General features: G+C 70.1%; 21 protein-coding genes and 1 riboswitch. Of the genes, 11 read left to right on the top strand and 10 right to left on the bottom strand.

Annotated elements, in window-relative coordinates:
- Positions 1-153: 153 nt before the first annotated feature.
- From KALB_RS06845 to KALB_RS06835, 3 genes are all read left to right on the top strand, one after another.
- A complete protein-coding gene (locus KALB_RS06845; RefSeq protein ID WP_025354980.1) occupies positions 154-3,723 on the top strand; it encodes a discoidin domain-containing protein in 3,570 nt (1,189 codons plus the stop codon).
- A gap of 291 nt (positions 3,724-4,014) precedes the next feature.
- On the top strand, positions 4,015-5,019 hold the full coding sequence (locus KALB_RS06840; RefSeq protein WP_025354979.1) for a LysR family transcriptional regulator: 1,005 nt from the start codon (positions 4,015-4,017) through the stop codon (positions 5,017-5,019).
- Positions 5,020-5,131: 112 nt separating this feature from the next.
- Positions 5,132-5,893 (top strand): S1 family peptidase, encoded by a 762-nt coding sequence (locus tag KALB_RS06835; protein WP_025354978.1) that lies wholly within the window; start codon positions 5,132-5,134, stop codon positions 5,891-5,893.
- A gap of 74 nt (positions 5,894-5,967) precedes the next feature.
- Here the strand turns inward: KALB_RS06835 and KALB_RS06830 are convergent, their stop codons facing one another.
- On the bottom strand, positions 5,968-6,513 hold the full coding sequence (locus KALB_RS06830) for a GNAT family N-acetyltransferase (RefSeq protein WP_025354977.1): 546 nt from the start codon (positions 6,511-6,513) through the stop codon (positions 5,968-5,970).
- Between the two features lie 83 nt (positions 6,514-6,596).
- On the opposite strand from KALB_RS06830, the gene KALB_RS06825 reads away from it, so the two are divergent.
- The 4 genes from KALB_RS06825 (at position 6,597) to KALB_RS06815 (ending at position 12,268) form a co-directional block, all read left to right on the top strand.
- Entirely contained in the window at positions 6,597-8,957 is a 2,361-nt protein-coding gene (locus KALB_RS06825) for an HAD-IC family P-type ATPase (RefSeq protein WP_025354976.1), read from the top strand.
- Between the two features lie 154 nt (positions 8,958-9,111).
- Entirely contained in the window at positions 9,112-10,746 is a 1,635-nt protein-coding gene (locus KALB_RS06820; RefSeq protein WP_025354975.1) for an ABC-F family ATP-binding cassette domain-containing protein, read from the top strand.
- 162 nt (positions 10,747-10,908) lie between these two features.
- Positions 10,909-11,070, top strand: a complete 162-nt coding sequence (locus KALB_RS47495; protein WP_158510723.1) for a hypothetical protein — start codon at positions 10,909-10,911, stop codon at positions 11,068-11,070.
- 187 nt (positions 11,071-11,257) lie between these two features.
- Positions 11,258-12,268, top strand: a complete 1,011-nt coding sequence (locus tag KALB_RS06815) for a S1 family peptidase (RefSeq protein ID WP_025354974.1) — start codon at positions 11,258-11,260, stop codon at positions 12,266-12,268.
- Positions 12,269-12,303: 35 nt separating this feature from the next.
- On the opposite strand, the gene KALB_RS06810 is transcribed toward KALB_RS06815, so the two are convergent.
- The 6 genes from KALB_RS06810 to KALB_RS06785 all read right to left on the bottom strand — a co-directional run bounded on the left by KALB_RS06810 (position 12,304) and on the right by KALB_RS06785 (position 17,860).
- Positions 12,304-12,588: a transposase gene (locus KALB_RS06810; protein ID WP_025354973.1), complete on the bottom strand. Its 285-nt coding sequence runs from the start codon at positions 12,586-12,588 to the stop codon at positions 12,304-12,306.
- Entirely contained in the window at positions 12,581-13,798 is a 1,218-nt protein-coding gene (locus KALB_RS43690) for an ROK family transcriptional regulator (RefSeq protein WP_025354972.1), read from the bottom strand. Before KALB_RS43690 ends, KALB_RS06810 begins: the two co-directional genes overlap by 8 nt.
- A gap of 199 nt (positions 13,799-13,997) precedes the next feature.
- Positions 13,998-14,933, bottom strand: a complete 936-nt coding sequence (locus tag KALB_RS06800; RefSeq protein WP_025354971.1) for an ABC transporter substrate-binding protein — start codon at positions 14,931-14,933, stop codon at positions 13,998-14,000.
- A 16-nt stretch (positions 14,934-14,949) separates the two neighbouring features.
- On the bottom strand, positions 14,950-15,714 hold the full coding sequence (locus KALB_RS06795) for an amino acid ABC transporter ATP-binding protein (protein ID WP_030111639.1): 765 nt from the start codon (positions 15,712-15,714) through the stop codon (positions 14,950-14,952).
- Positions 15,711-16,583: an amino acid ABC transporter permease gene (locus tag KALB_RS06790; protein WP_025354969.1), complete on the bottom strand. Its 873-nt coding sequence runs from the start codon at positions 16,581-16,583 to the stop codon at positions 15,711-15,713. Before KALB_RS06790 ends, KALB_RS06795 begins: the two co-directional genes overlap by 4 nt.
- 254 nt (positions 16,584-16,837) lie before the next feature.
- Positions 16,838-17,860, bottom strand: a complete 1,023-nt coding sequence (locus KALB_RS06785; RefSeq protein ID WP_042220276.1) for a right-handed parallel beta-helix repeat-containing protein — start codon at positions 17,858-17,860, stop codon at positions 16,838-16,840.
- A gap of 312 nt (positions 17,861-18,172) precedes the next feature.
- On the opposite strand from KALB_RS06785, the gene KALB_RS06780 reads away from it, so the two are divergent.
- Positions 18,173-18,619, top strand: coding sequence for a hypothetical protein (locus tag KALB_RS06780; protein WP_030111641.1), 447 nt, complete (start codon positions 18,173-18,175; stop codon positions 18,617-18,619).
- Here KALB_RS06780 and KALB_RS06775 read toward each other — a convergent pair.
- Positions 18,616-20,307, bottom strand: coding sequence for an AMP-binding protein (locus KALB_RS06775; RefSeq protein WP_025354967.1), 1,692 nt, complete (start codon positions 20,305-20,307; stop codon positions 18,616-18,618). The two genes, KALB_RS06780 and KALB_RS06775, sit on opposite strands and share 4 nt — an antisense overlap.
- A 93-nt stretch (positions 20,308-20,400) precedes the next feature.
- Here KALB_RS06775 and KALB_RS06770 point away from each other — a divergent pair, with 93 nt between their 5' ends.
- Positions 20,401-21,228, top strand: coding sequence for a LuxR C-terminal-related transcriptional regulator (locus KALB_RS06770; protein ID WP_025354966.1), 828 nt, complete (start codon positions 20,401-20,403; stop codon positions 21,226-21,228).
- On the opposite strand, the gene KALB_RS06765 is transcribed toward KALB_RS06770, so the two are convergent.
- Complete coding sequence (locus KALB_RS06765; RefSeq protein WP_025354965.1) at positions 21,225-22,745, bottom strand: alpha-L-fucosidase; 1,521 nt, start codon at positions 22,743-22,745, stop codon at positions 21,225-21,227. The two genes, KALB_RS06770 and KALB_RS06765, sit on opposite strands and share 4 nt — an antisense overlap.
- Before the next feature lie 181 nt (positions 22,746-22,926).
- Between KALB_RS06765 and KALB_RS06760 the strand changes: the two genes are divergently transcribed.
- Positions 22,927-23,685, top strand: coding sequence for a LamB/YcsF family protein (locus KALB_RS06760; protein ID WP_025354964.1), 759 nt, complete (start codon positions 22,927-22,929; stop codon positions 23,683-23,685).
- A 136-nt stretch (positions 23,686-23,821) separates the two neighbouring features.
- Here KALB_RS06760 and KALB_RS06755 read toward each other — a convergent pair whose 3' ends face one another.
- Positions 23,822-24,823 carry a tetratricopeptide repeat protein gene (locus tag KALB_RS06755; protein ID WP_148309377.1) on the bottom strand — a complete coding sequence of 334 codons (1,002 nt, stop codon included), beginning with the start codon at positions 24,821-24,823 and terminating at the stop codon, positions 23,822-23,824.
- A 105-nt stretch (positions 24,824-24,928) separates the two neighbouring features.
- A riboswitch (cobalamin riboswitch) is annotated at positions 24,929-25,111 on the top strand.
- Positions 25,112-25,204: 93 nt separating this feature from the next.
- Between KALB_RS06755 and KALB_RS06750 the strand changes: the two genes are divergently transcribed.
- Entirely contained in the window at positions 25,205-26,200 is a 996-nt protein-coding gene (locus KALB_RS06750; protein ID WP_236650191.1) for a FecCD family ABC transporter permease, read from the top strand.
- Positions 26,201-26,209 lie beyond the last annotated feature (9 nt).

Below are 26,209 nucleotides of genomic sequence, written 5' to 3'. Positions count from 1 at the left end.
ACTCGGGCGATTGCCCGACCAACCATTGACGTGGCCGAAGTGCGTCTGTAACCCTGTGGCAACTCCCTGCAAAACCGATACAGCATTACGCAAATTTTCAGCAACTTGCTGTAAGTGTTTGCCTCCGGCTCCTCCCCACTGCGAGGTACGCCCATGACAACCAGACGCCTCCTCCCCCGGTTGGCCGCCCTGCTGCTGACCACGACCGTCGTCACGCTGACCGCTGTCGGGCTGTCGGCCCCCGCCTCCGGTGCCCGCAACCTCGCCCAGGGCGGGACGGTCACCGCGAGCAGTTCGACCAGCCCCTACGCAGCCGCCAACGCCGGGGACGGCAACCAGGCCAGCTACTGGGAGAGCACGAACAACGTGTTCCCGCAGTGGATCCAGGTCGATCTCGGCGCCACGGTGCCGGTGGACCACCTCGTGCTGAAGCTCCCCGCCACCTGGGAGGCCCGCACGCAGACCTTCGCCGTGCGCGCCAGCGCGAACGGCGAGGACTTCACCGACGTGCTGCCCTCTGCTCAGCACGTCTTCGACCCGGCGAACGGCAACACGGTCGGCCTCCAGTTCGGCGCGGTCACCACCCGCTTCGTGCGGCTGGCGATCACCGCGAACACCGGCTGGCCAGCGGGTCAGCTGTCCGAGTTCGAGGTGTACGGCCCCAGCGGCGGCGTCGACACGACCCCACCGAGTGCGCCGACCAACCTGGCCTACACCGAACCGGCTTCCGGGCAGATCAAGCTCACCTGGAACGCCGCGAGCGACAACGTGGGCGTCACCGGCTACGACGTGTACGCCAACAACACGTTGCGCACCAGCGTGGCCGGTTCCGCGCTGACCTACACCGACACGCAGCCCGCGGGCACGGCGGTCAGCTACTTCGTGCGGGCCAGGGACGCCGCGGGCAACCAGTCGGCGAACAGCAACGCGGTGACCCGGCAGGGCAGCGGCGGCGGCAACGGCAAGAACCTGGCCGTGGGCAAGCCGATCACCGCCAGCTCGCACGCGCAGACCTTCGTGGAGACCAACGCCAACGACGACAGCGTCACCACCTACTGGGAGAGCACCGGCTTCCCCGGCACGCTGTCGGTGAACCTGGGCGCCAACGCGGACATCAGCTCAGTGGTGGTCAAGCTCAACCCGGACCCGGCATGGGGCAAGCGGACCCAGAGCCTCCAGGTGCTCGGCCGCGACCAGAACTCGCAGGCCTTCACCTCACTGGCGGGCCAGGCGACCTACACCTTCGACCCGGCCAGCAGCAACCTCGTGACCATCCCGGTCACCGCCACGGCAGCCGAGGTACAGCTGCGGATCGACGCCAACTCCGGCGCGCCCGGTGGTCAGGTCGCGGAGTTCCAGGTGATCGGCACGCCCTCGGCGAACCCGGACCTGACCGTCACGGACACCTCGTGGACCCCCGCCGCGCCGGTGGAGAACACGCCGGTCACGGTGAGCGCCACGGTCCGCAACGCGGGCACTCTTCCTTCTGGCGCAAGCGATGTGAACTTCTACCTCGGTACGACCAAGGTCGGCACCGGTCAGGTCGGCGCGCTGGCGGCGGGCGCATCGGCGCAGGTCTCGGCGGACATCGGCACCCGTGACGCGGGCAGCTACCAGCTCACCGCCAAGGTGGACGAGTCCAACAGGGTGATCGAGCAGAACGAGTCGAACAACAACTACACCAGCCCGAGCGCACTGGTCGTCACCCCGGTGGCCAGCTCCGACCTGATCGCCTCCTCGGTGTCCTGGACCCCGGACAACCCGTCCGCGGGCAACCAGGTCGCCTTCTCCGTGGGCATCCGCAACCAGGGCAGCGTCGCCTCGGCCGCCGGCTCGCACGGGATCACGCTGACCCTGTTGGATGCCAACGGTGGCACGGTGCGCACGCTCACCGGCGCCTACACCGGCACCATCGCGCCCGGTGCCACGGCGGGTCCGGTCAACCTCGGCGGCTGGGCCGCGGTCAACGGCCGGTACACGGTGAAGGTGGTGCTGGACAATGACACCAACGAGCTGCCGGTCAAGCAGGGCAACAACACCAGCACCAAGTCCCTGTTCGTCGGGCGGGGCGCCAACATGCCCTACGACATGTACGAGGCCGAGGACGGCGTGCTCGGCGGCGGGGCGCAGGTTATCGGTCCGAACAGGACGATCGGCGACCTGGCCGGTGAGGCGTCCGGCCGAAAGGCGGTGACACTGAACAGCACCGGCAGCTACATGGAGTTCACCACCAGGGCCAGCACGAACACCCTGGTGACCAGGTTCTCCATCCCGGACGGCACGGACGCCACCCTGAACGTCTACGTCGACGGCAAGTTCCTCAAGCCGATCAGCCTGACCTCCAAGTACGCCTGGCTGTACGGCTCGGAGTCCGGCCCGAGCAACTCGCCGGGTGCCGGTGCGCCGAGGCACGTCTACGACGAGGCCAACCTCCTGCTCGGCACCACGGTGCCGCAGGGCAGCAAGATCCGCCTGCAGAAGGACGCCGCGAACAACGGCACCTTCGCGATCGACTTCATCAACCTGGAACAGGCCGGCGCGCAGGCCAACCCGGACCCGGCCAGGTACGTCGTGCCCACCGGGTTCGGCCACCAGGACGTACAGAACGCGCTGGACAAGGCGCGGCAGGACAGCAACGCGGTCGGCGTCTACCTGCCCCCGGGCGACTACGACACCGCGCAGAAGTTCCAGGTGTACGGCAAGGCGATCAAGGTGGTCGGCGCGGGGCCCTGGTTCACCCGGTTCCGCGCACCGTCCACACAGGACAACACCGACGTGGGCTTCCGGGCCGACGCCACCGCCAACGGCTCGACATTCGCCGGGTTCGCCTACTTCGGCAACTACACCTCGCGCATCGACGGCCCGGGCAAGGTGTTCGACTTCGCCAACGTGGCGAACATGACCATCGACAACATCTGGGTCGAGCACATGGTCTGCCTGTACTGGGGCGCGAACACCGACTACGTCTCCATCTCCAACTCGCGCATCCGGGACACCTTCGCCGACGGCGTCAACATGACCAACGGCAGCACCAACAACCACGTGTTCAACAACGACGCCCGCGCCACCGGCGACGACAGCTTCGCGCTGTTCTCCGCCATCGACGCGGGGGGCGCCGACGAGAAGGACAACCTGTACGAGAACCTGTCCAGCACGCTGACCTGGCGGGCCGCGGGCGTGGCGGTGTACGGCGGTTACGCCAACACCTTCCGCAACATCTACATCGCCGACACCCTCGCGTACTCCGGGATCACGATCAGCTCGCTGGACTTCGGGTACCCGATGAACGGGTTCGGCGCCGACCCGCCCACCCAGTTGCAGAACATCTCCCTGGTGCGGGCGGGCGGCCACTTCTGGGGCGGGCAGACCTTCCCGGCGATCTGGGCCTTCTCCGCGTCCAAGGTGTTCCAGGGCATCCGGGTCAGCGACGTGGACATCGTCGACCCGACCTACAGCGGCATCATGTTCCAGACCAACTACGTCGGCGGCCAGCCGCAGTTCCCGATCAAGGACACCACGTTCACCAACGTGTCCATCTCCGGGGCGCAGCGCAGCGGTGACGCCTTCGACGCCAAGTCCGGCTTCGGGCTGTGGGCCAACGAGATGCCGGAGGCCAACCAGGGTCCGGCGGTGGGCTCGGTGACCTTCACCAACCTGAAGCTGAGCAACAACTACCAGAACGTCAGGAACACGACGAGCACTTTCACGATCAACGGCGCATAGGACTTGCCATGAAAGTGCCGTTCGTGGCGTTGAACGCCACGAACGGCACTTTCATGGCATACGACGCCGCGTGCCTACCCCCGCAGAGCACGCGGCAGCCGCCGTCCCGGGCCTTCACGAGCAGTGCCACGCGTGGCAGGGTGGCTGCGCGGACCTCGGCCCCTACCGGTGTTGGGGACAACAGTCTGCACGGTTCGGCCCAACTGTTCCCATCCCATTGGCCCATCACCATGGCTTATGGTTGGCCGATCACGCCTTGCGCCATGCGCGGACCGGGAGGTGGCCCACCTCGTGAACGGCCTTGAGCTGCGACACCTGCGCACGATGTGTGCGATCGCGGAGTCCAACAGCGTGACCAAGGCGGCCGCCGCGCTGGGACTGACCCAGCCCGCGCTGACCGCCCAGCTGCACCGGATCGAGAAGTTTCTCGGCGGGCAGCTGTTCGAGCGCACCGCGGCGGGCACCCGGCCGACCGCACTGGGCCGCGAGGTGGTGGCGCTGGCCGGGCAGATCCTGACCGACCTCGACCAGCTCGTGCAGGTCGCGAAGGGCCCACGCCAGCCGGACGGGCAGGCCCTGCTGACGGTGGGCACCGAGCCGGTGCTGTTCCTCGGCGAGCTGGTGACCCAGCTCAAGGCGCTGACCGGCGGCAAGGACGTGCAGGCGCGGGTGGAGACGCACGCCGCCCCGCTGCTGGAGATGCTCGCGGGCGACCGCATCCACTTCGCGGTGATCTTCGGTTTCGACGGGCTGGACGCGGCCGAGCTGCGCGGCATCGAGCTGCGCGAGCTGCTCGTCGAGCCGCAGTTCGTGATGATCGCGGAGGACCACCCGCTCGCCGCGCACGAGTCGATCGAGCTCGCGGAGCTGGCCGGGTTCGACTGGGTCACCCCGCCGCCGGAGACGGACAGCCTGCGGCACGCACTGGATTCGGCCTGCCGCGCCGCCGGTTTCAGCCCGCGCCGAACGCACTACGCCACAGAAGTGAGCACTGCTCGCGCACTGGTGCTCTCCGGCGCCGTCGCACCGGCCGCGCCCGCCTCGCGTTCCGCCGACGGAATCGCCATCCGCCAGCTGCGCGGGGACCCGTTCACCACCACGATGTACGTGGCCACCAAGGCGGACGGGCCGTTCGCCCACTACCGGCGGGAGTTCTTCACCAGCGCGGCGCGGGCCTACCGGACCTCTGTGGACCGCAACCCGTACTACGCGAAGTGGTGGGCGGACAACCCCAAGGCGCACGCGGATCTGGACGCCGCGCTCGTGCTCGGCGAACTTGGGCATAACTCAGGTTGATGTGCAGCTGAGATGGGCCTTTCGGGCCCTTTCTCCCTGATGATCCGGTTATCCGTTCCGGCTCCTGCGCCGGTCCGGTGAACCCTGCGAATCCCTGGGGAAAGGGGCCTCGATGAGGCTGCGCAAGATCGGCACCCTGCTGGCCGTTCTGGCCGGACTGGTGGTCAGCACGCAGACCGCCACCGCCGCACCGACCATCATCGGCGGGACCACCGCCACCGAGAACTACCCGTTCGTCGCGTCACTACAGGTGCCCGGCCAGTTCGACCACTACTGCGGAGCGAGCCTGATCTCCGCGCAGTGGCTGGTCACCGCCGGGCACTGCGCCCAGCAGGACGCCTCGGCCTACGCGGTGCGCATCGGTTCCAACGACCGCACCTCGGGCGGCACCTACGCCCGGATCACCGAGGTCGTGGTGCACCCCGACTTCGACAACTCCCGGCTGAACAACGACATCGCCCTGCTGCACCTGGACCGGGCGGCCAGCCAGGCACTGGTCCAGATCGGCAGCACCCCGCAACCGGGTTCGACGGTGCGGCTGCTGGGCTGGGGCGCGGAGAACCCGAACGGGCAGGGCTCGCCGCGCCGGCTCAAGCAGGTGGAGCTGGGCGTGCTCGACTCCGAGCGCTGCTCCTGGTGGGGCGACATGACCGGCAAGCTGTGCTTCGACGGCAAGCGCAACGCCAGCGCGTGCCACGGCGACTCGGGCGGACCGGCGATCGTGAAGTCCGGTTCCGGCTGGGCACTGGTCGGCGCCACCAGCGGCGGCCAGGACCCATGTGGCACCAGCGAGAACATCTACACCGACGTCTCGGCCTACAGCAGCTGGATCGGCCAGGTCACCGGCGGCGCGGTGCGCGTCGACCGCCACTGACTGAATTTTCAGTCAGTCAGGTTGGACCGAGCGGGACTCGCCGGGGGGATTTCCACGCCCCCGGCGAGTCCCGCTCAGCGGGCCGCCCACTCCTCGGCCAGCACGGACATGATCTCGGCGTCGACCCACTCGCCGAGCCAGAGCAGGGCGTGCCGCTTGATGCCCTCGTGTACGAAGCCCGCCTTCTCGTACACCCGGCGAGCCCTCGGGTTGAACGAGTAGACCTCCAGCTCCACCCGGTGCACGCCGACCACCTCGAAGGCGTGGCCGAGCACGAGCCGGGTCGCCTCACTGCCGAGGCCACGCCCGTAGAACCGCGCCCCGACCAGCAGGATGCGGAACGAGCACGAGTGGTTGTCCAGGTCGAGGTTGTTGAGCACCACCTCACCCGCCACCTCGCCGGTGGCCCGTTCCACGATGGCCAGGTCCAGCCGGTCGGTGTGCTCGGCGCGGGTGGCGTACCAGCGCTCGAGCGCGGGCAGGTCGTGGGTGCGGTGGCTGCCGGTGAGCCGCAGCGTCTCCGGCTCGATCCCGGCCAGGTGCACGGCGTCGTGGACCTCGACCGGGCGCAGGGTCACCAGCTCACCGGTGAGCGTGGGCTTGTCGGCGAACGAGAGCATGCCCCGATCATGACGGCAAGGATCCGCGCACGGGAGTACCCCCCGTGTGTGCGCAATGCCCGATTCGTCGTCATCATGGGTACGTGGACTCCATCGCGCGCGCTGAAACCCAAGACACCCTCAGTCCGGGGCTGACCTCGGCGGAGGTGGCCGAGCGGATCGCGCGCGGCGAGGTGAACCGCACCAGCAAGGACGGTGGGCGCACCTTCGGCCAGATCCTGCGGGCGAACCTGCTCACCAGGTTCAACGCGATCGTGGGCGCCCTGTTCGTGCTCGTGATGATCTTCGGGGCGCCGCAGGACGGCCTGTTCGGGCTGGTGATCCTGGTCAACAGCCTGATCGGCATCGTGCAGGAGCTGCGGGCCAAGCAGGTGCTGGGCAGGCTCGCGGTGCTGGGCCAGGAACCGGTCCGGGTCCGGCGCGACGGGGCGGAGACCGCGATCGCCCCCACCGACGTGGTGCTCGGTGAGGTCGTGCTGCTGGGCACCGGTGACCGGATCCCGGTGGACGGGGTGCTGGACGAGGCCACGGCGCTGGAGGTGGACGAGTCCCTGCTGACCGGCGAGTCCGACCCGGTGGTCAAGGTCGTGGGCGACACGGTGAAGTCGGGCAGCTTCGTGGTGTCCGGCGGTGGCGCGTTCACCGCGACCGCCGTGGGCGACGGCAGCTACGCGGCCCAGCTCGTGCAGGAGGCGAGCCGGTTCAGCATGGCCAAGTCCGAGCTGCAGACCGGCATCAACAAGTTCCTGGGCTACATCACCTGGCTGATCCTGCCGGTGGGCGTCCTGCTGGCGATCAGCCAGCTCAACGCGGCCGACAGCTTCGCCAAGGCCGTGGTGGGCAGCGTGGCGGGCGTGGTGCCGATGATCCCCGAGGGCCTGGTGCTGATGACCAGCATCGCGTTCACGGTGGGCGTGCTGCGGCTGGGCAGGCGGCGCACGATGGTGCAGGAGCTGCCCGCGGTGGAGGTGCTGGCCCGGGTCGACGTGCTGTGCCTGGACAAGACCGGCACGCTCACCGACGCCACGATGGACCTGAAGGAACTGCGCGTGCTCTCCGGTGACGAGCAGGGCGCGCGCGACGCGGTGGGCGCGCTCATCGCCGCCGAGCCCAGGCCGAACCCGACGATGCAGGCCATCGCGCGCGGCGTGCCGGGCGATCCGGGGTGGACGGTCACCGACTCGGTGGCGTTCTCCTCGGCGCGCAAGTGGAGCGGGGCCTCGTTCGCCGGACAGGGGTCCTGGGTGATGGGCGCGGCCGATGTGCTGCTGTCCACTGAGGACGCGCACCGGGCCGGTGCCGATGAGCTTGCCTCGCAGGGACTTCGCGTGCTCGTGCTGGGCAAGGTCGGCGACCTGAACGACTTCGAGCACGCCGAGGCGGTGGCACTGGTGGTGCTGGCGCAGCGGATCCGCCCCGAGGCGGAGCAGACCCTGCGCTACTTCGCCGAACAGGGCGTGGCGATCAAGGTGATCTCGGGCGACAACGCGGCCTCGGTGGGTGCGGTGGCCGCGGGGCTGGGCATTCCCGGCGCGCAGGACCCGGTGGACGCCAGGACCCTGCCGACCGATCGGGCGGAGCTGGCCGAGGTCATGGAGACCCACTCGGTGTTCGGCCGGGTCTCCCCGCAGCAGAAGCGCGAGTTCGTGGCCGCGTTGCAGTCCAAGGGCCACGTGGTGGCGATGACCGGTGACGGGGTCAACGACGTGCTGGCGCTCAAGGACGCCGACCTGGGCGTGGCCATGGGCAGCGGCAGCGGGGCCACCCGCTCGGTGGCCAAGGTCGTGCTGATGGACGACTCCTTCGCCTCGCTGCCGCACGTGGTCGCCGAGGGCCGACGGGTGCTCAACAACGTGGAGCGGGTGGCGAACCTGTTCCTCACCAAGACCTTCTACTCGGTGGCGCTGGCGCTGCTGATCGGCGTGGCCGGGCTGCCCTTCCCGTTCCTGCCCAGGCACGTCACGCTGATCGGCGCGCTGACCATCGGCATCCCCGGCTTCCTGCTCGCGCTGGCGCCCAACACCGAGCGGGCCCGCCCCGGCTTCGTGCCGCGCGTGCTGCGCTTCGCCGTGCCCGCCGGGCTGGCCTGCGCCGCGGCCACCTTCGGCTCGTACTGGCTGGCCTACAACAACCCCGGCTCGGACCTGACCGCCAACCAGAGCACCGCCACGCTCGCGCTGTTCCTCACCTCGCTGTGGGCGCTGGCCCTGGTCGCCCGGCCGTGGACCTGGCTGCGCGCGGGCCTGGTGCTGCTGATGGTGGCGGGCTTCGCGCTGGTCACGGCGGTGCCGTGGAGCCGGGACCAGTTCCAGCTGAACTTCGCCAACCCCGGTGACGACCTGGTGGCCCTGGGCATCGCGGTGGGCATGGCCGCGCTGCTGACCCTCGTGCTGTGGCTGGAGCGCTGGCTGGGCCGGAGGTCCCAAGTAGCATCACGGGTCTGATGAGCGAGCTTGCGAGCGAACCAACCAACACAGGGCCCTGCGCGAAGCACGCGCCGAGCGTCAGCGAGGTGCGGCTCGTGAGCGAGCTAGCGAGCGAACCATTCAACGCAGGGCCGGCGCGCAGCGCTGCGCCGAGCGTCAGCGAGGTGCGGCGATGAGCGCAACACTGGTAGCCAAGGACCTCGCTGCTGGGCACGGTGACCGTGTCCTGTTCTCCGGACTTGACCTGGTCGTCGCACCGGGTGACGTGATCGGGCTGGTCGGCGCCAACGGCGCGGGCAAGTCCACGCTGCTGCGCACGCTAGGCGGGTTGATCCCGGCCGAGCAGGGCAGCGTGCGGCTCACCCCGCCCACGGCCACGGTCGGCCACCTGCCGCAGGAGACCGAGCGGCGGCCCGGCGAGTCGGTGCGGGACTTCCTGGGCAGGCGCACCGGGGTCACCGAGGCCCAGCGGCGGATGGACGCCGAGGCCGAGGCCCTGGGTGAGGGCAAGCCGGGTGCCGAGGACGCGTATGCGGTCAGCCTGGAGCGCTGGCTCGCCCTCGGCGGGGCCGACCTGGACGAGCGGGTGGACGAGGTGGTGGCCGAGCTGGGGCTGGCGGTGCGCCTGGACCAGCCGATGAGCTCGCTCTCGGGCGGTCAGGCGGCCCGTGTCGGCATGGCCTCGCTGCTGCTCAGCCGCTACGACGTGTTCCTGCTCGACGAGCCCACCAACGACCTGGACCTGGACGGGCTGGAGCGGCTGGAGAAGTTCGTCACCGGCCTGCGCGCGGGCACCGTGCTGGTCAGCCACGACCGCGAGTTCCTGGCCAGGACGGTGACCAGCGTGGTGGAGCTGGACCTGGCCCAGCAGCAGGTCAACACCTACGGCGGCGGTTACGCGGCGTACCTGGAGGAGCGGGAGGTCGCCCGCAGGCACGCCCGCGAGCAGTACGAGGAGTTCGCCGACACCAAGGCCGCGCTGGAGGCCCGCGCCCGCACGCAGCGGTCCTGGATGGAGAAGGGCGTCAAGAACGCGCGGCGCAAGGCCACCGACAACGACAAGATCGGCCGCAAGTTCCGCAGCGAGGCCACCGAGAAGCAGGCGGCCAAGGCCCGCCAGACCGAGCGGCTGCTCGAGCGGCTGGAGGTGGTCGAGGAGCCGCGCAAGGAGTGGCAGCTGCGCATGGAGATCGCCGCCGCCCCACGCTCGGGCTCGGTGGTGGCCACCCTGCGCGGGGCCGTGGTGCGGCGCGGGGACTTCACGCTCGGGCCGGTGGACCTCCAGGTGGACTGGGCGGACAGGATCGCCATCACCGGGGCGAACGGGTCGGGCAAGTCCACCCTGCTGGGTGCCCTGCTCGGCCGCATCCCGTTGGCCAGTGGCAGTTCCGCGCTGGGTCACGGGGTTGTCGTCGGCGAGGTGGACCAGGCCCGCGCGCTGTTCTTCGGCACGGACACCCTGCTGGACTCGTTCCGCCCGGCCGTGCCGGACATGGCCCCGGCCGAGGTGCGCACCCTGCTGGCCAAGTTCGGGCTCGCCGCGGCACACGTGCTGCGGCCCGCGGACACGCTCTCCCCCGGTGAGCGGACCCGTGCCGCGCTGGCCCTGTTGCAGGCGCGCGGGGTGAACCTGCTGGTGCTCGACGAGCCCACCAACCACCTGGACCTGCCGGCGATCGAGCAGCTGGAGTCGGCGCTGGCGGACTACCCCGGCACGCTGCTGCTGGTGACCCACGACCGGCGCATGCTGGAGGCCGTGCACACCACCCGGCACATCGAGGTGGACGGCGGGCGGGTGCGGGGCTGATGCCCTGAGAGTGCAAGATCGCCGAACGGCCAGGCTACGCAAGCTGGTGGAGGCGGGACGCACGGGCACGAAGTCGTTGCCACGGCACGTGATCCGCGCACACTGGAGGACCTGGACGGGCTCGTCGCGCGACCGCGGCTGGACGTCACCCAGGACTGGTCGGTGACCGAGTCGGTCACACGGGCGGGCGAGACGCTGCGCGGCTCGGTGGAGGGCACGCCCCTGGACCAGGTCGAGCGGCTCTACCGGCTCAACACGATCGGCGCGCTGCGCGTGCCGGTGGGCGATTCCGCCGTGCGCACCCTCGCCGGACACCAGAACTAGTCCCTTCGGCCGCTTGACAGCCAACCCTCCGATCGTCGGGTGACACCCTGTCGAACCCTCGCTATATTCCGGTGAGTCCGAGGTGAGAACTACGTGAGGTAAACAGTTTTCCCTTACGTACAAACAAGTCCACTGTGGACAGTACCTGCCCATGCAGTCCTGCTCTCCCTGCACAGGAGGACCGCTCATGATCAGCAAGAAGGCACTCGTCGGCGTCGCGGCCCTGGCCGTCTCGACGCTCGGCGTCCCGGCCGCCAACGCCGCCCAGCCCGGCACGGCCGAGTTCGCACAGGCCCAGAGCACGGCCATCACCCAGGCCGAACAGGTCTCGGACGCGCTTGGCACGTCAACCGGCGGCTACTACCTCGACGGCACCACGGCCGTGGTCACCGTGCTGGACTCGGCCGCGGCCAAGGCCGTGCAGTCCCACGGCCTGGTCGCCAGGACCGTCAAGCACAGCCTGGCCACGCTGAACAGCGCCAAGGCCAGCCTGGACGCGATCACCGACGTGCCGCAGACCGCCTGGGGCGTGGACCCGGTGAGCAACCAGGTCGTCGTCACGATCTACGACGCCGCCAGCAAGGCCAGCCGCGACAAGGTGACCGCCGCGGCCCAGCGCCTGGGCGACACCGCGCGCATCGAGCACCAGACCGGTCGGCTGGAGCTGCACATCGCGGACGGGGACGCCATCCGCAACAGCCAGGGCCGCTGCTCGCTGGGCTTCAACGTCAAGCAGGGCAGCACCCCGTACCTGCTCACCGCCGGGCACTGCACCAACCTGGGCGGCACCTGGTCGGGTGGGGACGTCACCGGGGCCAAGATCGTGCACAGCGACTGCCCCGGGGCCGACTCCGGGCTGTTGACCCGGCCCAACGGCACCGGCCCCGGCCGGATCAACACCGGCCAGGCGATCACCAGCGCGGGCAAGCCCACCGTGGGCCAGCGCATGCAGAAGCAGGGCTCGACCACCGGCGGCGGCAGCGGCCAGATCACCTCGGTGGACCAGACCGTCAACTTCGACGTGGGCGTGCTGCGCCACGAGTTCGGCACCACGGCGCACACCGACCACGGTGACTCCGGCGGCCCGGCCTACAGCGGCTCGGTCGGCCTGGGCACCCTGTCCGGCGGCAACACCACGGTCAGCTACTTCTACCCGCTCCAGCTGGAGCTGCAGTCCTACGGCCTGACCCTGGCCTGATCCACGAGACGACGAGCCCGCCCCGCCCGGCCGACTCAGGCCGAGCGGGGTGGGCTCATCGCGAGCAGTTGGGCGGCCCGCCTGCGGTTGGCCAGCTCCGCCTCCAGCTCGGTGATCTGGTCCAGCGCGGCGGCCAGTTCCGGCCTCGTGGAGCTGGCCACCGAGGGCAGCTGTCCGCTGTCCGCCAGGTGCTGGCGGCGCCAGTTGTAGATCGTCTGGTCGCTGATGCCGAACTCGGCGGCCACCTTGACCACCGGTCGGCCACTGGCCACCAGTGCGAGCACCTTCCAGCGGAACTCCGGCGGATAGCTGTTAGCCATGGCGGTGCACCTCCGGCATCGGTGGGCGGTTGGGGTGCTGCTCGGTGGTCTCGCCGGGCATGGTCAGCATCACGCCGAACTCCTGGCGCATGGCGTGCGCCGCGGCACCGACGACCACGCTGTGCGAACCCAGCGTGGAGAAGCGCAGTGACACCACGGGAAAACCGGGCATGGCGCGCAGCTCGAGCACCTCGTTGGTGGCGCGCAGCAGCGGCGGTCCGATGGGGCTGGCCACGATCGGGCCGCCCACGACGAACTCGGTGATGTCCAGCGAGGCGGCGAACATGGAGGCCAGCCGGGCCAGTTCCCTTGCCCCGCGCCGGATCCGCTCGTCCAGCGCGCGGCTGTCCGCGTCGTCGGCCCCACCGAGGTAGGCGGCGACCACCTGCTCACTGGCGTCACCGAGCAGGCCGGGCATGCTGGCCACGGTCTCCAGGCAACCGACCAGCCCGCAGCGGCAGCGCGTGGACACGCCCGCGTCGATGTGGCCGATCTCCCCGCTGCGGAACTCCGGGCCCTCGTAGAGGCGGCCGTCCAGCACGATGCCCGCGCCGACCCCGGTGCCGATCCACAGCAGCACCACGGTGACCGCCCACTGCCTGCTCAGCGCCACCTCGGACAGCGCGACGGCGTTGGCGTCGTTGACCACGTGCACCGGGGTGTCCCCGCAGCGCTCGGACAGCTCCTCGCCCAGCGGCACCATGCGCCAGCCGTAGTTGATCGCCTCGCGGATCACGCCGTCCCCGCTGACGATGCCCGGCACCGCCACGCCGATCCCGCTGAGCTGCCCGTCGAAGGAATCGGCCAGCCTGCGCACGGCGTTCGCGGTGACCGTCAGCGTGTCGTCGCCGACCAGGTGGGGCAGCCGCACGGTCTGCTCGGGGCGGCCGGACAGCGTCAGCAGGCTGGCCGTCACCCGGCCGCGCCCCACGTGCACCCCGACGAACCGGTGGTGCTCGCGGTCCAGCTCCAGCAGCACCCGGGGCTTGCCGCCACGCGAGTCGCCGTGCCCGGACTCGCGGACCAGCCGCCGGTCGATCAGGTTGCCGACGATCGCCGACACGGTGGCCGAGGGCAGACCGGTCTCGCGCACGATGTCCGCGCGGGCGATCTCCCCGCCGCCCGCGGCGACGCTCTGCAACACCAGCACGTCGTTGCGGGCGCGCAGGGACCGCTTGGTGCCCTTCTGCGCGACTCGCAGCTGCGTCACGGCGCCCGACTTTCCTCGTTCACTGCCTTTACTAGTACCGACTGTAAGGTCAACGGTCACGCCGGGACAAGGGGAGGGCTCCGAAGGGCGGTCCGGTTTACGCCATGTGCCGAAGGGGAAACCCCAGGTCAACCAAATGGACCAGACCACGCGGCCGGTGGTCTGGTCCAGTGACTACGCTCGGACACCGAGCAAAGGCTCAGGTCCTGGGCAGCCCGGGCGGGTTGAGCTCGGAGCCGGTGACGGCCTCGTTGGACAGGCCCCAGCGCCGCAGCACCTGGGCGTAGCTGCCGTTGGCGATCACCTCGGACAGCGCCTCGTGCAGGGCCCTGATCAGCCCGTTGTCCTTCTTCGTCGTGGCCGCGATCTTGCCCTGTAGGGCCGTGCCCGCCCCGGAGACGGTGCCGATGAGCTCGGTCTGGCCGGAGGTGGCCGCATGGTAGGCGGTACTCGGGTTCGGGCCGAAGTAGGCGTCGATCCGGCCCGACTGCAACGCCAGGTAGTAGTCGGTGGCCTTCTGGAAGTACTTGACGTCCACCGGCTTGAGGCCCTTCGCGGTGTTCTGCGCGTTCCAGTCCAGCAGCAGCTTCTCCTGGTTGGTTCCGGAGCTGACCGCGATCGAGCGGCCCGCGACGTCGGCCGGGCCGTTCACCTGCCAGCCGGAGCCCTTGCGGGCCTCGAAGGAGACGTTGTCCAGGCGGTAGGTGGCGAAGTCGTACTTCTCCTTGCGGGCCTCGGTGACGGTGATGTTGGAGAAACCCGCGTCGTACTTGCCGGAGTCCAGCCCCACGAAGATGTTCTCCCAGGACACGACGGTGTAGTGCGGCTTGAGCCCGAGCACGTCGGCCACCAGTGAGGCGATGTCCTCCTCCACACCGATGGGGGTGTGGTCGTCGGTGGCGTAGAAGCTCAGTGGCGGCACGGTTCCCGCGTCGGCCACCACCTCCAGCGTGCCCCTGGCCCGGATTGGCTCGGGGACCTCGGCGGCGATCCGGTCCACCTTGCCGGTGCTCACCCGCTTCTGGTCCGGGCCCAGGTTGATGCCGCTGGTGGTACTGGCCGGGGTGGTCTCGGAGGTCGCCGTGCCGCAGGCGGTCAGCAGCAGCGCCAGCACGACGATCAGCTTTCTGGACAAGGGGGTGCCTCCTGGGCTAGAGCACCTTGGCGAGGAACGCCCTGGTGCGGTCGTGTTCCGGCTGGTCGATCACCTGCGCGGGCGGCCCCTGCTCGACGACCCGTCCCTCGTCCAGGAACACCACGGTGTCGGCCACCTCGCGGGCGAAGCCGATCTCGTGCGTCACCACGATCATGGTCGTGCCGCCGCGGGCCAGGTCCTTCATCACGTCGAGCACCTCGCCGACCAGCTCCGGGTCCAGGGCCGAGGTGGGCTCGTCGAACAGCACCACCTTGGGGTCCAGCGCCAGTGCGCGGGCGATGGCCACCCGCTGCTGCTGGCCCCCGGACAGCTGGCGCGGGTAGGCCGATTCCTTGTCCGCCAGGCCAACCCGTTCGAGCAGGGCGCGCGCCTTGGCCTCGGCCTGCGCCCTGTTCCTCGTGCGCGCGGCCAGCGGGGCCTCGGTGAGGTTGGCCAGCACGGTCAGGTGCGGGAACAGGTTGAAGTTCTGGAACACGAAGCCGATCGCCCCACGCTGGCGCAGCACCTCGCGCTCGGTCAGCTCGTGCAGCTTGCCGCCGCGCTGCCGGTAGCCGATCAGCTCCCCGTCGATGCTGACCGTGCCGCGGTCCAGCTTCTCCAGGTGGTTGATGCTGCGCAGCAGGGTGGACTTGCCCGAGCCGGAGGGCCCGAGCACCACGGCCACCTCCCCCGCCGCCACGCGCAGGGTGATGCCCCGCAGCACCTCGTTGGCGCCGAACCTCTTGTGCACCCCGGTGATCTCCACCATGGCCGTGCTCATCGGCTGGATCCCTTCGCGTAGTGCCGTTCCACGAAGTGCTGGACCACCGACAGGGCGGAGGTCAGCACGATGTACCAGACCGTGGCGACCATCAGCAGGGCCACCACCCGCGCGTTGCGGCCGTAGATCACCTGGACCTGGTAGAACAGCTCGCTGATGGCCACCACGGAGACGATCGAGGTGCCCTTGAACAGCGAGATCACCTCGTTGGCCGCGGTGGGCAGGATCGAGCGCATCGCCTGGGGCAACACGATCCTGCGGAACTGCCGCAGCCTCGGGATGCCCAGGGCCGCGGCGGCCTCGCGCTGCCCGGGGTCCACCGAGAGCACGCCGGAGCGGATGATCTCCGCGGCGTAGGCGGCCTGGTGCAGCGCCAGCCCGATCACCGCCGCGCCCATGGGCGAGAACAGGTCCAGGGTGTTCACCGTGACCAGCACCGGCCCGAACGGCACGCCGAAGCCCAGTTTCGGGTATAGGTAGGAGACGTTGAACCAGAAGATCAGCTGCACGATGAGCGGGATGGAGCGGAAGGCCCACACGTAGGCCCAGCTGACCGTGCGCAGGAAGGGACTGTGCGACAAGCGCATCAGCGCCAGCACGATGCCCGCCGCGAAGCCGAGCACCGTGCCGTACAGGGTCAGCTGGAGCGTGACCCCCACCGCGCGCAGGATCGTGCCGCTGGTGAAGAACTCCGCGAAGGTGGGCCAGTCCCAGCCCGGGTTGGTGACCAGGCCGTGCACGAACTGGGCGAGCAGCACCAGCACCACGGCCACACCGACCCAGCGCCACGGGTGCCGTGCGGGCACCACCGGCAGGTCGGCGGCTTCTGGTTGTGCGGACAGGTGGACGGGGCGAGCGGACACGGACATGGCACAGCCCTCCGTGGGCACGACAGGAACGGGAACGGATCAGGCGGAGATCAACACGCCTGCACGGCAACGCGGGCGAAGTCGACGTGCCGCCGCCTCGTCAGTGCCGTCCGGTTCATCACGTGCCCATCGCAACAGCGCGCTCGGTTGACTGTCAACGGTTCCCACGGCGTGGACGCACCCGCGGGAGTGGCGTGAAGGTGGCTTTCACTGCGCTGGACGCAGTGAAAGCCACCTTCACGCCACGTGGGCCGCTAGCTGAGCGGGATGTTGGTCAGGCCCTTGCCGCCGGTGCTGGTGTTGGAGGCCCGCACCAGGTTGGGTGCGGTGGACTTGCACCTGCTCTGGTCGGTGACGTTGATGCCGTAGCCCGGTGCGCTGCCGAGCGTGAACTTGTTGTCGCTGAAGGTGTTGCCGCAGCCGTAGGACTGGTACACGTTGTGCACCTGGAACCCGTCGGTGTAGGGGTGGCTGACGGTGTTGCCGCTGATGGTGTAGCGGTCGCCCTTCACGTCGATGGTGGAGTCACCGGAGTTCTGGTTGCGCTCCCCGGTGCCGTCCAGGACGTTGCCGGAGACCACCCCGTCGTGCGTGCCCTCCTTGATGTCCACGCCCTCGGCGGCCACGTTGGGCCCGATCCTGTTGTTGAGGACCTGGATGTAGTTGCCGGGGTCCGGGCCGCCGCCGACCCCGAAGCAGGCCCAGTTGCTGTTGGCCGAGCCCAGGTACACGCCCTCGCCGTAGCCGGGCTGCTCGGTGCCGGTGTTGTAGACCGTGGAGTTCTTGATCACACCGTAGGCGCTGCCCTTGCGGAAGTGCACGCCCTCGTAGCCGATGTCGTGCACGGTGACCGAGTCGATGGTGACGTGCTGGGCGCCGTCGAGCACGATGCCCTTCTTCGAGTTGGCCACGGTGAACCCGCTGAGGTTCCAGTAGCTCGCCCCCTGCAACCACAGCCCGTAGCCGGTCTGCCCGGAGGGGCAGTCGGTGTCGCCGGGGTTGAACAGCGGGTCGCTGAGCACCGCCCTGGGGCCGCCGGTGAGCGTGATCGGCGCACCGGCGGTACCGGAGGTGGTGGCCAGGAACTGGTCGGCGTAGTCGCCGTCGGCGAGCTTGATGGTGTCGCCCGGTTTGGCCGCGCTCAACGCCGTGCGCAGCTGTGCCGCGGTGCCGACCTGGTAGGTGGTGCCTGCCGCGTGGGCGCCGGACACGCCGAGAGCGGCCAGCGCGAGCGCGCCGATCGCCGCCAGCACCGATGTGCGCCAGTGGACTGTCATGGGTGCGTTTCCTCCCGCCAGCGGTCCCGCTGGAAACGGCGGCGGTGGAACCGTTCATGTTCGTGAACACTGATCACGGATGCGATCAGCAATCACAGTAGGCGAGATCACCTCGGAGCGGAAGGGCGGAAACGGTGGTGCTGAACGGCCCCCTCTACCCCTCAGCACCACCGAGCTATCCGCTACAGCGGATGGTCACGCATGCGGATAATAGGCACAGGGCCTGTGGAGTTGTCAACAAGTGGGTTCAGCACGGAGAATGTGTGACGATCGAATCCGCCACAGCGGACGTAGCCGCCTAGCCGAGGACTCATGACCGACCAGAGCGAGGAGAGCGCGGGTGAGCTGGCCGCCAAGCTCGCCCGGCTGATCGCCGTGCGCTACCCGGACGAGGCCACCCGGCCGGGCTTCGCCAAGCTGGCCCAGCAGATCGCCGAACACTCCGGCACGAAGATCTCCAGCACCTACCTGTGGGAGCTGGCCACCGGCAAGAAGCGCAACCTGACCCAGGGCACCCTGGGCACGCTCGCGCGCTTCTTCGGCGTGCCGCCCGAGTACTTCCTCAACGAGGAGGTGGCCGCCAGGGTGGACAGCCAGCTGGAGCTGGCCGCGGCCCTGCGCAACAACCGGGTCCGCTCCATCGCCCTGCGCGCCGAGGGCCTGTCCGACGAGACCCTCGACTCGATCCTCACCATGCTGTCCCAGGCCCGCAAGATCGAGAAGCTCCCGCCCCTGGAGGAGCCTGGCGAGGCGCCCTAACCCCGTAGGGCTGGGAAGTCCTCTTCCCAGTGCTCACCCTCGGGGCGCTGGGTGGTGTCGGCGTGCTTGTTGTGCTCGCTGCCGCGCAGCTCGACGCGGCGGATCTTGCCCGAGATCGTCTTGGGCAGCTCGGCGAACTCCAGCCGCCGGATCCTCTTGTACGGGGCCAGTTCCGCCCGGGAGTGCGCGAAGATCGCCTCAGCGGTGCTCGCGTCGGCGGCCCAGCCGGGCGCGAGCACCACGTACGCCTTGGGCACCGCCAGCCGCAGCGGGTCCGGTGAGGGCACCACGGCGGCCTCGGCCACGGCCTCGTGCTCCAGCAGCACGCTCTCCAGCTCGAACGGGGAGATCCGGTAGTCCGAGGCCTTGAACACGTCGTCGGCCCGGCCCACGTAGGTCAGGTAGCCCTCCGCGTCGCGGGAGCCCACGTCCCCGGTGCGGTAGAAGCCGTCCCGCATGCACTCGGCGGTGCGCTCGGGGTCGTCCCGGTAGCCGACCATCAGCCCGAGCGGGCGGTGCGCCAGGTCCACGCAGATCTCGCCCTCGTCGCCGACCTGCCCGGTGACCGGGTCGACCAGCGCCACCTCGTAGCCGGGCACGGGCCGTCCCATCGAGCCGGGCTTCACCGGCTGGCCGGGGGTGTTGGCCACCTGCACGGTGGTCTCGGTCTGCCCGAAGCCGTCCCGGATGGTGACGCCCCAGGCCCTGCTCACCTGCTCGATGACCTCGGGGTTGAGCGGCTCCCCCGCGCCGACCACCTTGCGCGGCGGGGTGCTCAGCTGACTCAGGTCGGCCTGGATGAGCATGCGCCACACGGTCGGCGGGGCGCAGAAGCTGGTGACCCCGCAGCGCTGCATGTGCCCGAGCAGGGTGGCCGCGTCGAACCGGGTGTAGTTGTGGATGAACACCGTGGCCTCGGCGTTCCACGGGGCGAACACGTTGCTCCACGCGTGCTTGGCCCAGCCCGGCGAGGAGATGTTCAGGTGCACGTCACCGGGTTCCAGCCCGATCCAGTACATGGTGGACAGGTGCCCGACCGGATAGGACACGTGGCTGTGCTCCACCAGCTTCGGCTTGGCCGTGGTGCCGGAGGTGAAGTACAGCAGCAGCGTGTCCTCGGCGCGGGTGACCCCGTCCGGCTCGAACTCGTGGTCGGCCCACTCGGCGTCGGCGTAGCGCAGCCAGCCGCGCACCCGTTCCCCCACCGCGATGCGGGTGTAGTCCCCCGGCACGCCCTCGAACTTCGGGGCGTCGGCGCTGGTGGTCACCACGTGCGCCGCGTGCCCGCGCTCGATCCGATCGGCCAGGTCCGCGGTGCCCAGCAGCGGGGTCGCCGGGATGACCACGGCGCCCAGCTTCATCGCGGCCAGGATCGTCTCCCACAACTCCACCTGGTTGCCCAGCATGAGCACCAGCCGGTCACCCCGGCGCACGCCCTGGGCCCGCAGCCAGTTGGCCACCTGGTTGGACTTGCGCGCCAGCTGCGCGAAGGACCACTTGGCCTCGCTGCCGTCGGGCTCCACGATCCACAGCGCGGGCCGGTCGTTGTCCGCCGCGATGACGTCGAACCAGTCCAGCGCCCAGTTGAACTCGGTCAGCTCGGGCCAGCGGAACCCGCGAGCGGCTGCGTAGTCCTCACGGTGCGTGAGCAGAAAGTCCCGAGCCTCCCGAAAGGCTGCATGCGCCACAGTTCCTCCACGTGTCCTACTCTGATGCGATGGTGTGACGAACCCAGCACGCCCGCTACCCCCGGACGGGGGCGAGAGCACGGAGGTGAGCAGATGACCGCCGAGGACGCCGCCGAGATCCGACGCACACTGCTGGCCCTGCGCGGGGCCACCGGTCTGCCGGTCGCCTTCGGCGGGGTGGTCACCGACCGTCGCCAGCTGCACCTGTCGGAGCTGTCCGGCACGACCACCAACTCGCTGCTGGGCCTGGCCGTCTGCACCGGGCGCGGGCTGGGCGGCAAGGCGCTGGCGATGAGCAGGCCGCTGGCCGTCACCGACTACTCCAACGCGCAGACCATCAGCCACCAGTACGACCGGCCGGTGGGCGCCGAGGGGCTGCGCTCGATCCTGGCCGTGCCGGTGGTGGTGCAGCGTTCGGTGCGCGCCATGCTCTACGGGGCGCTGCGCCAGGCGCTGCCCCTGGGCGACCGGATCATCACCCAGGCCGTGGAGGCCGCGCGCGAGCTGGAGCAGAACCTGGCCGTGCGGGACGAGCTGCGCAGGCGCATGGAGCAGGCACAGAAGCCCGCGCCCAGCAGCGGTCCCGGCTGGGAGGAGGTCCGCTCCGCCCACGCCGAACTGCGCGTGCTCGCCCAGGAGCTGACCGACCAGGGACTGCGGCACCGGGTGCACGAGGTGTGCGCCAAGCTGGCCTCGGCCTCCGGCAGCCGTACCGGTGAGGAGCCGCCCAGCCTGTCGCCGCGGGAGCTGGACGTGCTGTCCTGCGTGGCCCAGGGGCAGACCAACGCAGCCACCGCCGACCAGCTGGGCCTGCTGCCCGAGACGGTCAAGGCGTACCTGCGCAGCGCGATGCGCAAGCTCGACTGCCATTCCCGGATCGCCGCGGTGGTAGCCGCACGTCGGGCCGGTCTGCTGCCCTAGCCGTACGCGCCGAGCTTGATCATCGGCGCGGCCCTGGCCGAGGTGACGTGCACCCGCAGCCTGCTCGTGTCCACCGGCTTGCTCAGCCGTAGCAAGCGCTTGTTGCCCACCGCCGTGCCAGTCGCCACCGGGTACCAGGCGCAGCCGTTCCACGCCTGTGCCTCGAACCCGGTGACGCGCTGCCCCGCGCGCAGGTCCTCGGCCACCGACACGACCTCGACCCGTTTGGTGCCAACGAGTTCGGCGACCAACGACCCGTCCGGTTCCCGGCTGGTCGAGCGGACCAGGTCGTGCGCGAACATGCCGCTGATCCGCGCGCCGAACTCGTGCAGCCGTGCGACGTCCGCGGCGGTGAACCGGCCGTGGTCGTCCGGCGGCACGTCAAGCAGCAGCTGGCAGTTGCGGCCCACGGAGTCGAAGTACATGTCCACCAACGAGTCCAGGGACTTGGGCGGTTGGTTGGGGTGCCAGAACCAGGTGGACTCCAGCCGCGCGTCGCACTCCGCGGGCGCCCACTTGAGGAAGTCGCCGCCACCGGCCTTGGCTAGCACGGCGTCGCTGCCCAGGTCGGCCGCGGACTCGTCGGCGGCCACGGTGGGCAGGTCCTGCGCGCCGTCCGCCTTGCCGTGGAAGGGAAGTACGCTGAACTCGCCGGTACGCGCCGTGCCGTCCTCGTTGCCGACCCAGCGCAGGTCGACCCCGCCGAACATCACGGCCTCGGGCTGCAACGCGCGCACGAGCTTGATCCAGTCCGGGAAGTCGTAGGTCTGCGACTTGCCGTGGATCGGGTTGAAGCCGTCGAACCAGACCTCGTCCACCTTGCCGTACCGGGTGAGCAGCTCGTAGAGCGTGTTGAGGTAGTACCGGTTGTAGTCGTCGGCGGTCACCGGGAAGGTGCGGCCGGTCGAGTCGGCCGGGTTCTCCGGGATGCTCGTGGGCACCGCCCTGCTGCCGTTGCCGTAGCGGCCACCGGGCAGCGCCTCGTGCAGGTCGGCCGGGGACAGGTAGATGCCGACGGCGAGGCCGAACTTCCTGGCGGAGTCGGTGAAGGCCCGCACGACGTCGCCCTTGCCCGCACGCCAGGAACTGGCCGCGACCCCGTAGCCGCTGTAGTGCGAGGGGTAGAGCAGGAAGCCGTCGTGGTGCTTGGCGGTGAAGATCACCTTGCGGAAGCCCGCGTCCCGCAGGGCGTTCATCCACTGGTCGGTGTCGAGCTGGTCGGGCTGGAAGACCTCGGGGCTCTCCTGGCCGGTGCCGATCTCGCGCCCGGTGAAGGTGTTGACCCCGAAGTGTACGAAGGCGGTCAGCTCCTGGCGCTGCCAGGCGAGCTGGCGCGGGGAGGGCACCACCTGCGCCGCCTTGGCGATGATCTGCGCGGGCGTGTCGTTCGGGCTGATCGGCACGACCTGGGGCGAGACCGGCACTTGCTCCTCGGCGGTGCTGGCGGGCATGGGGAACAGGGTGCTCAGCGCGAGGACGAAGCAACCCGCGATCCTGCGCGCACCGGGCAAGCGCACGAGGGGATCCTCCGTTCGGCAGGGATACATCGGATCTCTCGCTGACCGATGGTGGCGTGCGCGCGCGAGCCCGTCAAGAGTTCTGGCGACTGTTAATGTTCGTAACATCCGCTAACAAGCACTATTGTGCAGAAAGTGCTCTATTTCTGCACACGGCGCCCCAGGTGCGAGACTGCACCTCATGACCGCGATCGACCTGAACTCCGACCTCGGTGAGGGCTTCGGCATCTGGCAGCTCGGCGACGACGAGGCCCTGCTCGACCTGGTGTCCAGTGCCAACGTGGCCTGCGGCTTCCACGCGGGCGACCCCACCGTGCTGCGCCGCATCACCGAGCAGGCCGCCGAACGGGGCGTGGTGATCGGCGCCCAGGTCGGCTACCGGGACCTGGCCGGGTTCGGCAGGCGGTTCATCGACGTGGCGCCCGCGGAGCTGACCAACGACGTCGTCTACCAGATCGCGGCGCTGGACGGGTTCGCGCGCATCGCCGGTACCCGCGTGCGCTACGTGAAGCCGCACGGCGCGCTGTACAACGCGATCGTCACGCACGCCGAGCAGGCCGCCGCCGTGGTGGAGGCCGTGCGGCTCTACGACCCGCGACTGCCGGTGCTCGGCCTGCCCGGTTCGCAGTGGCTCGTGCAGGCCGAGGCCGCCGGGCTGACCACGGTGCGTGAGGCGTTCGCGGACCGCGCCTACAACCCCGACGGCTCGCTGGTGTCCCGCCGACTGCCCGGGGCCGTGGTGCACGACGCCGAGGAGGTGGTGGCCCGCTGCACGCGAATGGCCTTGCAGGGCACCGTGATCGCCGTGGACGGCTCGGAGGTGGACGTGCGGCCCCAGTCGTTGTGCGTGCACGGCGACACCCCGGGCGCCGTGCGGATCGCACGCCAGGTCCGCGCCGCCCTGCTCGCCGCCAACGCCCACATCCGCCCGTTCGCCTGACGCAAACACACCGTACGGGAACGTCCGACACGCGGTACGCGAAGCGCCGACACGCGCTGTGCCCCGCGTGTCGGCGCTTCCGGTACCGCGTGTCGGCGCTTCCGGTACGGCGTGTTTGCGCTTGCGGGACTCGCGGTCAGGGGCGGGTCTGGACTTGGCGCAGGGCGTCGGCCTCGGCGGGTTGGCCGGTGACGAGCAGCAGGCCGCGGGCCTCCTCGCACAGCTGCGGGACCTGGGGCGCCGACCAGGCAGCGGCCGTCAGCAGCTCGGCGGCCTCCACCACGTGGCCGCGGTGGTACTCGGCCACGGCCAGGTTGCGGATCGCCCACGGGGACACCGCCAGCTCGATGGACCGGCGCCAGGCGGCGACCGCACCCTCCAGGTCGCGGGCGAACCAGCGGGCCGTGCCCAGGTGGTACGCGGACAGCCAGTTCTCCGGTGCGCGCTCCAGCAGGTAGCGCCAGTGCCTGCCGACGAGGCTGCGGCCAGGAGCACTGTTCGGATCACCAGCAGGCATGTTGCCCGCCAACAGGTCCAGCCAGGGCTGCTGCTCGAAACCCAGGCAGGAGAACGGGGTTGGCCGCAGCGAGGTCTTCATCCTGAACAGTTCCAGTGCACCCCAACCAGATCCGGCGCACAGCAGCTCGGCGGGCTCGTCGTCGGCGAAACGCCACCAGCCTGGCCGGGGGTCACCGGCCCGCACCCGGGTGCCCACGTGCAGCCGGTCCGATCCGGCGGGCAGCCAGAAGTCGACCTGGTAGGGCAGGTCCAGCACCTGGTCCCACTCCCACAGTCGCAGCACCGGGTCCCCGCCGGGACCGTCCACTGTGGCCGCGTACACCAGCGAGCCGCCCGCCGGGGAGAACACCGGCAGGTTGGCGGAGAGCTCGCGCTCGTCCTCCTTGTGCCACAGCGAATGCAGCCGCCCACCCAGTCCGGTGAGGACGGTCACGCGGACCAGCTCGTTCTCCAGCACCAGGGCCGGGACGGTTCTGGAGCGCGCGCAGGACAGGTCGGTGGCCGGTCTCGGCCAGGGCAGCACCACAGTTCCCGAACCTGTCGTCAACGGGGGCAACGGGCTTTCGAACCCCGAATCCGCCACCGGAACAACGATCTGGACCTGACGCAGCTGGGTCACCGCTCACTCCCCGACTCGCCTGCGCGAATGCTCCCGACCGCACGCCCGCCTGTCAACTCACGCGTCCCCCAACCAGGTCACGTTGACAGCGCGGCCGACGGCTCCTTACCGTGACCAGGCCGTGGTGACGGGAATCCGGTGCGGTACCGGAGCGGCCCTCGCCACTGTGATCGGGAGTCCACGGCGTACCCGGCGCGAACCGGGGTCACTGGGTGGCAGCACCTGGGAAGGCAAGCCGTGGTCGAAGTACCCGTCAGCCAGGAGACCGGCCACGGCACGCGAAGACCCCCACGAGGTGTTGGAGGCCGGCACCCGATGCCTGCTGCACGCAGTTCGGCCCCGTTCGCACCCCGGGCCCGGTTCACCTTCTTACTGATCGCGATGGCCTCACTACTGCTCGTGACCCTGCTGTTCGGGGTTGCGCTCGGTCCGGTGTCACTGTCCGTCGGCGAGGTGTTCTCCGTACTGGCCAGTCATGCCACTCACGGTGTCACCCAACCTGGCGACGCGATCGTATGGCAGGTCCGGGCGCCGCGCGTGCTGCTGGGCGCGGTGGCCGGCGCCTGCCTCGCGGCCACCGGGGTCGCCGTGCAGGCACTGGTCCGCAACGCGCTGGCGGACCCGTTCCTGCTTGGCGTGAGCTCCGGGGCCTCGGTGGGCGCGAGTTCGGTGCTGCTGTTCGGGGCGCTGGCCTGGCTGGGCAGCTGGGCCCTGACCGCGGGCGCCTTCCTCGGCGGGCTGGCGGCGATGCTGGCGGTGTTCGCGCTGGCCAGGACCGGTGGGCGGCTGCCAGCGCTGCGGCTGGTGCTCTCCGGTACGGCCATGGCCTACGTGTTCTCCGCGATGACCAGCCTGCTGATCTACCTGGCGCCGAACGCGGAGGGCGCCCGCACGGCGATCTTCTGGCTGCTGGGCAGCCTGGGCGGCGCCTCGTGGCAGAACCTGCTCATCCCGGCGATCGCCGCCGTGCTCGGGCTCGGATACCTTGCCGTGCAAGCCAAAGCGCTGGACGCCCTGGCCATGGGCGATGAGGCCGCGGGCACACTGGGCGTGGACGTGCGGGCGGTGCGCACCGGGCTGTACCTGGTGACGGCCCTGGTCACCGGTGCGGTGGTGGCGGCTGCCGGGGCGATCGGGTTCGTCGGGCTGATGCTGCCCCACCTGGTGCGGCTGCTGGTCGGCGCCGGGCACCGCAGGGTGCTGCCCGCCAGCGCGCTGCTCGGCGCCCTGTTCCTGGTGTGGACCGATGTGGCGGCCCGCATGGTGGTGGCGCCCGAGGAACTGCCCCTGGGTGTGATCACGGCGGTGTTCGGCGGGCCGGTGTTCCTGTTCCTGTTGCGGCGCAGGAGTTACGCCTTCGGTGGGGTGGCGTCGTGAGAGCGACGA

The organism is Kutzneria viridogrisea DSM 43870 (assembly GCF_000525635.1).
GTDB lineage: Bacteria > Actinomycetota > Actinomycetes > Mycobacteriales > Pseudonocardiaceae > Kutzneria > Kutzneria viridogrisea.
The sequence above is the reverse complement of the archived record's forward strand: the minus strand, read 5'-3'. Positions and strand labels throughout refer to the sequence as shown.

Excerpts from the sequence above, each read along its gene's own strand:
- KALB_RS06845 (WP_025354980.1), top strand. The coding sequence starts at position 154 with ATGACAACCAGACGCCTCCTCCCCCGGTTGGCCGCCCTGCTGCTGACC.
- KALB_RS06835 (WP_025354978.1), top strand. The coding sequence starts at position 5,132 with ATGAGGCTGCGCAAGATCGGCACCCTGCTGGCCGTTCTGGCCGGACTG.
- KALB_RS06830 (WP_025354977.1), bottom strand. The coding sequence starts at position 6,513 with ATGCTCTCGTTCGCCGACAAGCCCACGCTCACCGGTGAGCTGGTGACC.
- KALB_RS06820 (WP_025354975.1), top strand. The coding sequence starts at position 9,112 with ATGAGCGCAACACTGGTAGCCAAGGACCTCGCTGCTGGGCACGGTGAC.
- KALB_RS06815 (WP_025354974.1), top strand. The coding sequence starts at position 11,258 with ATGATCAGCAAGAAGGCACTCGTCGGCGTCGCGGCCCTGGCCGTCTCG.
- KALB_RS06810 (WP_025354973.1), bottom strand. The coding sequence starts at position 12,588 with ATGGCTAACAGCTATCCGCCGGAGTTCCGCTGGAAGGTGCTCGCACTG.
- KALB_RS06795 (WP_030111639.1), bottom strand. The coding sequence starts at position 15,714 with ATGAGCACGGCCATGGTGGAGATCACCGGGGTGCACAAGAGGTTCGGC.
- KALB_RS06790 (WP_025354969.1), bottom strand. The coding sequence starts at position 16,583 with ATGTCCGTGTCCGCTCGCCCCGTCCACCTGTCCGCACAACCAGAAGCC.
- KALB_RS06785 (WP_042220276.1), bottom strand. The coding sequence starts at position 17,860 with ATGACAGTCCACTGGCGCACATCGGTGCTGGCGGCGATCGGCGCGCTC.
- KALB_RS06780 (WP_030111641.1), top strand. The coding sequence starts at position 18,173 with ATGACCGACCAGAGCGAGGAGAGCGCGGGTGAGCTGGCCGCCAAGCTC.
- KALB_RS06770 (WP_025354966.1), top strand. The coding sequence starts at position 20,401 with ATGACCGCCGAGGACGCCGCCGAGATCCGACGCACACTGCTGGCCCTG.
- KALB_RS06760 (WP_025354964.1), top strand. The coding sequence starts at position 22,927 with ATGACCGCGATCGACCTGAACTCCGACCTCGGTGAGGGCTTCGGCATC.
- KALB_RS06750 (WP_236650191.1), top strand. The coding sequence starts at position 25,205 with ATGGCCTCACTACTGCTCGTGACCCTGCTGTTCGGGGTTGCGCTCGGT.